This window comes from Exiguobacterium sp. A1_3_1 (genome assembly GCF_048985645.1).
In the GTDB taxonomy this organism is placed as follows: domain Bacteria; phylum Bacillota; class Bacilli; order Exiguobacteriales; family Exiguobacteriaceae; genus Exiguobacterium_A; species Exiguobacterium_A indicum.
This window is the reverse complement of the sequence record NZ_WBYY01000206.1, coordinates 1-5,123: the sequence shown is the minus strand read 5'-3', so window position 1 is coordinate 5,123 and position 5,123 is coordinate 1. Positions and strand designations below refer to the sequence as shown.

Here is a 5,123-nt window from a genome sequence, read left to right as displayed (position 1 = left end):
GAATTGTACAGTCGATTAGATGATTTGACTGTTGAGATGCGACTATCTAACAAAAATGTCCGCACTTATACTGATTCAGAAGTCCGTGGAGAACAGGTAACTCACCCTACGACTATTGATGAAATGGATGGGTGGGAGTGATCATTGTATCAGCTTGAGTGGACGCAATATTCGAAAGAAGATTACGATAACCTCGATGGTAGTCAAAAGATATTCGTAGACAAAGCGTTGAACCGAATCGTTTCTATAGGGATGGCAGCAGGACAGCCACTCAGTGGAAATTTGTCGCATTGCAATAAGTTGAAAAATAGAAAAATGGGGTTACGCGTTGTTTTTAGAGAAATCGGCGGTAAACTCCAAATCATTCAAATTGTAGCGATCGGTAAACGGGATAAAGATGAAATTTATAAAATGGCTGAACAACGATTAGATGGATAATTGAAAAAGGATCAACGTTCAGATATTCGATGGTATCTATACGCTGATCCTTTTTGTCGCACTTTTTGAAAAGTATGACCGAAGTCATTTATCTTTTTATGCATAAAAGGACTATTAAAAATACATTGATAAAAAGATGCGTTTATAGACTTTGATATTGAAATCGATCCATTCGATTCATTTATTGTGAAAGAGTAATCATTTTTGTATACATAACGGTCGTTTAACGTACAATAAGTTACAATGTATAATTTATGAATTTTAGTCTCAAAAAAACCATTTTTAACTAGAATTCTAGTTAAAAATGGTTTTGAGTCCTATATTTTTAAAGCTAGTTGTTCTGACATGAGTTCTGCTTGTTCAAGGACAGTATCAATTGCCTGTTTACTGATTTCTGGTGGATAACCATATTTTTTTAGTAATCGTTTAACGATGATACGCATTCTTGCACGAGCTGAGTCTCGCAAATTCCAATCGATACTCATATTATCTTTAATAGATTTTGTGAGCTCATGTGCAATGATTTTTAATGTGTCATCGCCTAAAACTTGTTCTGCAGTCTCGTGAGATGCTAGTGCATCATAAAAAGCAATTTCTTCTTTGCTGAGCCCGTTCTGCTCACCACGTTTAAATGCTTCATCCATTTCTTTAGCTAATTCAATCAATTCTTCAATAACTTTTGAAGTTTCAATGGTTCGCTTATTGTATTTATTTAATGCGTTAGATAGCATGTCTGAGAATTTCCGCGCTTTGATTAAGTTACTCCGTTGAACATTTTTAACCTTACCATTCAATAAACGATTTAATAATTCTACAGCTAGGTTCTTCTCCGGCAAAGCACGAACATCTTCTAGAAATTGATCTGATAGAATCGAGATATCAGGGTTTTCTAAGCCTAGTTCTTTATAGATATCGATGACGTCTTCAGAAATAACCGATTGTGAAATCAATTGATTGATCTGTGCATCCATTTGTGTGGCTGTTTTTTTCTTACTCCCATCACCGATCGTTTTTACAATACTTGCCTTCACCGCTTTAAAGAAACCAATTTCATCATTCAGTTCCTCAGCTTCGGGTGTTGTTGCACATAAAGCATATGCTTTGGATAACTCTGTTACTGTGTCTAAGAATCTTTTCTTTTCTTCTTCGCCGAGACCAATTACATAATCCATTGTCGTTACGATTGCTCTAATCCGTTGTGACGACTTTTCAGACAGAAAATTCGAATAGTTATGATGATGCAGCATCTCTAAAATGAGTTGATGTTTCTCTAACATCACATCAACTGCAAGAGAAGTATCGACACCGGCTGTTTCACGGTCGCTATCAGTGTATTGCTTTAATGCTTCCTTTAAGTTATCGGCTACACCAATATAATCAACTACTAAACCACCTGGTTTGTCTTTAAACACTCGGTTAACTCGAGCGATAGCTTGCATTAAATTATGCCCTTTCATTGGCTTATCGATGTACATAGTATTCATAGCAGGAACGTCAAAACCTGTTAACCACATATCACGTATAATGACGATTTTTAGAGGATCCCTATTATCTTTCATACGGCGTGCTGAAAATTCGCGACGTTTTTTAGTGCCAATAAAGGGTTGCCACTCTACAGGGTCACTCGAAGAACCGGTCATGACAATTTTGATAACACCTTTATCATCGTCGTCCGAATGCCATTCTGGTCGAATTTTAATGATTTCTTTGTAAAGATTAATTGCGATTCGACGCGACATAACAACAACCATAGACTTACCGAACATCGCTTTTTCACGTTCTTCATAATGATGGACTACATCCTGTGCCATTTTTTCGACACGAGAACCAGCACCAGCAATTGCTTCCAAACGAGACCACTTTGATTTCAACTTTTCCTTGATTGAGGATTCTTGATCCTCTGTAATATCTTCATAATCTTCATCAATAGCTAATCCCTCTGGTAACTCTAATGGAATGACCCGTGACTCATAAAATATCTTAACTGTTGCACCGTCTTCGACTGCTTGAGACATATCATAAACATCGATATAGTCACCGAATACGGCTGGTGTATTTCGATCCGTCGACTCGACAGGTGTTCCAGTAAAACCAATGAATGATGCGTTCGGTAAAGCATCACGAACATACTTCGCATAGCCATACTTTAATTCACCTTCACGGTCCTTGTGTTGTGAGAGTGCAGCGCTAAACCCATATTGAGAGCGATGTGCTTCATCTGCCATAACAATGACATTCTTACGATCTGTCAGACATGGCATCTCACCTGTTTCTTCATCAGGAGCAAACTTTTGCAACGTCGTGAAGATAATACCACCAGATTCAACATTTAATAACTCACGTAAAGATTCACTCGACTGAGCTTGGCTAGGAGATTGTCGAAGTATTTCTTTTGACAAAGAAAATGTTTTATACAATTGATCATCTAAATCATTTCTGTCCGTCAAAACTACGATTGTAGGATTATTCATTGCTTTAATTAATTTTCCAGCATAGAAGACCATCGATAAACTCTTACCAGAGCCTTGAGTATGCCAAACAACACCGATTTTTCGATCTCCAGTATCGTCAGTCGCTATCTGTGCTTTTTCAACAGCTTTATTCACCGCATGATATTGATGATAGGCTGCAAGAATTTTGAAGGTATTCTCGCCATCTGATTGAAAAAGGATGAAATTTTGAATTATATCTAGTAGTCGATGAGGGGCTAACATTCCATTCAACATCACTTCAAGTTGTGGCTCTGCAGGACTTGCTAACGAAGATCCATCGACAGTACGCCATTTCATAAAACGCTCTTCATTTGCGGTGAGAGAGCCCACACGTGCGTTAATACCGTCACTTATGATTAGGAAAGCGTTGTAACGGAAAAGAGTAGGGATGGCTTGTTTGTAAGTTTGTATTTGATTATAGGCATCTGATATATCTACATCTTCGTTAGTTGCATTTTTCAATTCGATAATAACTATAGGGAGACCATTCACAAATACAATTACATCAGGACGTTTATTCGCCTGTCCTTCAACCACGGTAAACTGATTGACCGCCAAAAAATCATTATTTTGTGGCTGTTTAAAATCGAACACTTGAACAGAAACCGTCGGATTATAACCGCTCTCGCCCTGTACTTGAATCTCGATACCGTTTGTTATGAGGTGATGGAATTGTTTATTATTCAATATTAAGTTTGGAGATGCATTGGCTATAATTTTTTGAACAGCTGCATCAATCACTTTTATATCAAGTGTTGGATTGATTTTTTCTAAAGCCCCATGCAAGCGATCGAGTAACACAACATCTTGAAAGCTATTACGTTCAGGAAAATCTCCATCAGGTGCGAGATTTGGACCTTCTATGATGTCGTATCCCAATTCTTCTAGCCATTCAAGAGTCGCAATTTCTAATTCGGATTCATTGTATTTGAACAACCATTAAACCTCCAATTCTTTTGAAATTTTAGTTTCACCTGAAATTAATTTTGGTAGCAGGAAATCTCGCAAGCTTTGTAAGTTTTTAGTTTCAAGTAAGGTATTTTCAATTTGTTCGTAAATTGGTGTAATGATTTTTTGAAATTCTCTAACGATATTATCCATAGGTATTATTATTTTAGTATTGTAAACAAAATCTCTATTTAACCCTGGAACAGCAGAATCATTATTAGATTTTGTAAAATCATATTGTTTGAAAAGTAAATATAAAAATGTAGGTTCATAAGTTTTACTTTCGACATAAAAAACAGTATCAATCGGATAAAAGTTGTTAAATTCTAAATATAGTGTCCCGATAGATCCTTTTCGTCCAATTATTAATCCAGGTCCAGTAATTAAATAATTTGCATGAGTTCCGGTTATTCCACCTGATCCGTAAACCGGATATTCACCAGGGATACGATTTTTCTTAGTCAAAGATTTTCCATACTTTAATTCAAGTATGTCTTTAAAATTTCCTGTTTTGAAAGAACTCGGTATCTCTCCTAGTTCACTGTTGACCATCGCCCCACCACTTGATTTATAAGGCTTTCCTTCTTCGTTAGGAAATTCAAAATCAATAAACCAACTTTTAAATATAGTTTGAGAAATTTGTTCTAGCAGTTCTATAGTTTTGTTATTCACTAGAATTTTTTTGTCTAAAGAAGATAGAATACTACTAACTTTTTTTTGCACATGTAGTTCTGGTAAGTTGATTTTATAGTCTAATATTTTTGTTGGTGATGTATGCTTTACTGTACTACCAGTGGCTGTTCCAAGAATATAACCCCTATATTCTCGTGTGCAAAGTAAATAATATAAATAATCCAAATCAATCAATTTTTCATTTTTTAAAATAACTTTACCTAAACGCTGATTATGCAAATAATTGCAATTTGTGTTTTCTGGTATTTTAGCAGGGTATCCTAGTGTATCTCCTTCCTTACTTAAGTCAGTCATTGTAATGAAAATATCTCCATTTGAAAACACGTAATTACGATTAACCTCTATGTCTTCGCGATAATATTTTTTCTTTCTAGAATTAAACCCTCCACCAATACTCACATTACCTGGAGATAATAGTATATTTCTTGTCGGCTCTTCAGAAAAATCTTCACTTTTAAAAGCATAACCGTGTTTTATTTCAATTAGATCTTCTAATTTATATTCCATACCCAATACCACCTAACACCTGTCTCTTATACACATCTCCGAGCC

Annotated in this window: 3 protein-coding genes; 1 reads left to right on the top strand and 2 read right to left on the bottom strand. The window is 35.8% G+C overall.

Translation table 11 applies throughout. The features are described from left to right. Nucleotides 1-144: 144 nt before the first annotated feature. The gene (locus F8N00_RS16090) at nt 145-438 is read left to right on the top strand and encodes a type II toxin-antitoxin system RelE family toxin (protein WP_214725547.1); all 294 of its coding nucleotides are present in this window, start codon (nt 145-147) and stop codon (nt 436-438) included. 317 nt (nt 439-755) lie between these two features. Here the strand turns inward: F8N00_RS16090 and F8N00_RS16085 are convergent, their stop codons facing one another. Together F8N00_RS16085 and F8N00_RS16080 are read right to left on the bottom strand one after the other, a co-directional pair. Then, nucleotides 756-3,866, bottom strand: a complete 3,111-nt coding sequence (locus F8N00_RS16085; RefSeq protein WP_421018570.1) for a type I restriction endonuclease subunit R — start codon at nt 3,864-3,866, stop codon at nt 756-758. Nucleotides 3,867-3,869: 3 nt separating this feature from the next. Then, a complete protein-coding gene (locus F8N00_RS16080; RefSeq protein WP_421018569.1) occupies nt 3,870-5,078 on the bottom strand; it encodes a restriction endonuclease subunit S in 1,209 nt (402 codons plus the stop codon). Nucleotides 5,079-5,123: the final 45 nt, after the last annotated feature.

Excerpts from the sequence above, each read along its gene's own strand:
- F8N00_RS16080 (WP_421018569.1), bottom strand. The coding sequence starts at position 5,078 with ATGGAATATAAATTAGAAGATCTAATTGAAATAAAACACGGTTATGCT.